The sequence below is a fragment of the Nocardia sp. NPDC004604 genome (genome assembly GCF_040609795.1).
In the GTDB taxonomy this organism is placed as follows: domain Bacteria; phylum Actinomycetota; class Actinomycetes; order Mycobacteriales; family Mycobacteriaceae; genus Nocardia.
The window spans coordinates 1-2,319 of the sequence record NZ_JBEXLC010000319.1; the positions used below are offsets into that span (position 1 = coordinate 1).

Annotated in this window: 3 protein-coding genes; 2 read left to right on the forward strand and 1 reads right to left on the reverse strand. The window is 67.7% G+C overall.

Annotation, left to right across the window (positions count from 1 at the left end; all coding sequences use genetic code 11):
• The first annotated feature begins 92 nt into the window (after nt 1-92).
• Nucleotides 93-593 carry a phage holin family protein gene (locus ABZW16_RS43780; RefSeq protein ID WP_354962072.1) on the forward strand — a complete coding sequence of 167 codons (501 nt, stop codon included), beginning with the start codon at nt 93-95 and terminating at the stop codon, nt 591-593.
• A 72-nt stretch (nt 594-665) separates the two neighbouring features.
• A complete protein-coding gene (locus tag ABZW16_RS43785) occupies nt 666-1,601 on the forward strand; it encodes an alpha/beta hydrolase (protein WP_354962073.1) in 936 nt (311 codons plus the stop codon).
• A gap of 63 nt (nt 1,602-1,664) precedes the next feature.
• On the opposite strand, the gene ABZW16_RS43790 is transcribed toward ABZW16_RS43785, so the two are convergent.
• The coding region (locus tag ABZW16_RS43790) for a MarP family serine protease (protein ID WP_354962074.1) at nt 1,665-2,319 on the reverse strand (655 nt) is incomplete at its 5' end.

Consider the following 2,319-nt stretch of genomic DNA (forward strand, 5'->3'; position numbering starts at 1 on the left):
GGGCGTGTCCACCAGGCGCGGCGGGATGCGCGTGCGATAGAACGAGAGAGCGAGGCCGATACAGTGCCGGGACAGGGAGAAGGGTCGACCAAGTGAGTTTCACAAACGGCGGTAACGGGGACGAGTCGCGTCGCGGCCGCACTGTCACCTCGATTCCCCTCTCGGATACCGATCCCGTCGGATCGGCGAGCTTCGGCACCCTGGTCCGTGATGCCACCGAACAGATGTCGACGCTGGTGCGCGCCGAGGTCGAACTGGCCAAGGCCGAGGTGACCGGTGAGATCAAGAAGGGCCTGCAGGGCAGCGTCTACTTCATCCTCGCGCTGACCGTCCTGCTGTTCAGCACCTTCTTCTTTTTCTTCTTCCTGGGCGAGCTGCTCGATGTGTGGCTGGCGCGCTGGGCGGCGTTCCTGATCGTGTTCCTGTTGATGATCGTCGCGACGCTGGTGCTCGCACTCCTCGGCTATCTGCGGGTCAAGAAACTGCGGGCGCCGGAGAAGACGATCGATTCGCTCAAGCAGGCGCGCAGCGTGCTGCCGAGCGGGTTCGGCTCGCATGAGGAACACCTCGTGCTCGACCAGCCGACGAAGTAGAACGCGTGGCGCGGCCGGGTCCGGCTGCGCCGACTAGGCGGCGAGGCAGCCACCACACTAGGCTCGATCGGCGTGTCGTCGAACTCGTTTCCCGATCCGTCCAGCGTCCGTTACGACGGACCGTGGACGCATCGGGACGTGCACGCCAACGGCATCCGCTTCCACGTTGTCGAGGCGGCGCCGGACCGCAGGGATGCACCGCTGGTCGTGCTGCTGCACGGATTTGCCGACCTCTGGTGGTCCTGGCGACATCAGCTGACCGGACTCGCCGATCTGGGCTACCACGCGGTCGCGGTGGATCTGCGCGGCTACGGCGATAGCGATAAACCGCCGCGCGGCTATGACGGCTGGACACTGGCGGGCGATATCGCCGGACTCATCCGCGCCATGGGCTACTCCGAGGCCACACTGGTCGGCCATGCCGACGGCGGATTGGTCTGCTGGACGACCGCGGTGTTGCACCCGCGGCTGGTGCGCTCGATCGCGCTGGTGAGTTCCCCGCATCCAGTCGCGCTCAAGAGCGCGGTGCTGCGGGATCGGCGTCAGCGCCGGGCCTGGCTGCCGAATTTCCTGCGCTATCAGTTGCCCCGGTACGGCGAACATCTGCTCACCACCGGCAATGGCTTCGAGGTCGAGCGGCTGCTGCGCCAGCGGGTGAGCCGAAACTGGTCGGACAGCGCCGAATTCATCGATACAGCCAACCGGATGCGCTCGGCCATCCAGATCCCGGGCGCGGCGCACTGTGCCCTGGAATATCAGCGCTGGGCCTTCCGCAGCCAGTGGCGTCCGGACGGGCGCCGCTTCATGGCCACCATGCGCCAGCCGATCCGCATCCCGGTTCTCGCGATGCGCGGTGAACTCGACGGCTACCTGCTACCGGCGACCTTCCAGGCCGGCCGACGCTGGTCACCACAGCGGCGGCAAGTCGTGATCCCGGGTGCGGGCCACTTTGCCCACCAGGAGAATCCGGACGCGGTCACCGCCGAGCTGGCCAAGTTGCTCGGCTGACACCGATCCCAGGGGCCGATCGCACGGACACAGGGGCGGTCGCACCCCTGTGTCCGCCGTCGATCAGCTCAGGACACACGCACCGGTATCCACCGCCATCACCGAGGCCGTCGCGGCATCGAGTTGCGGCCGGACCTCGGCCAGTGTCAGGACGTATCCGGTGTCGTCGTCGGTCACCGCGGCACCGAATACGATGCCGAGCGCGCGGCCATCGGTATCCACCAGTGGCCCACCGGAATTGCCCGCGCGCACCTGTCCGCGAACCGTGTAGACCTCACGTTCGACGGTGCCGTTGCGGTAGATCGTCGGTCCGGTCAGGTCCAGTGTTTCGCGGATGCGGGCCGCGCTGGCGGTGTACCGGCCGCCACCCGGATAGCCGAGCACGATGGCATTCTCACCCGAGCGCGCGGGCGTCGGCGCCTGCTCGACCACCGGGGCGTTGAGCCCCGGCACCGCGAGGATTGCGACGTCCTTGGAGGGATCGAACAGCACGACCGAAGCGTTAAGCGGACCGCCGACGGCATCCACCGTAATGCTGGTGGTTCCGGCGACCACATGGGCGTTGGTCACTATCCGCTCGGGCGCGATCACGAAGCCGGAGCCCTCCAGTGCGCGCTGGCAGCTCGGGGCGACGCCGCGGATGCGCAGGACGCTCTGCTGTAGCGAAGCCGCCACCGGACTGGTCAGGACGCTGGGGTCCGGGGGTTCGACGGCCGCG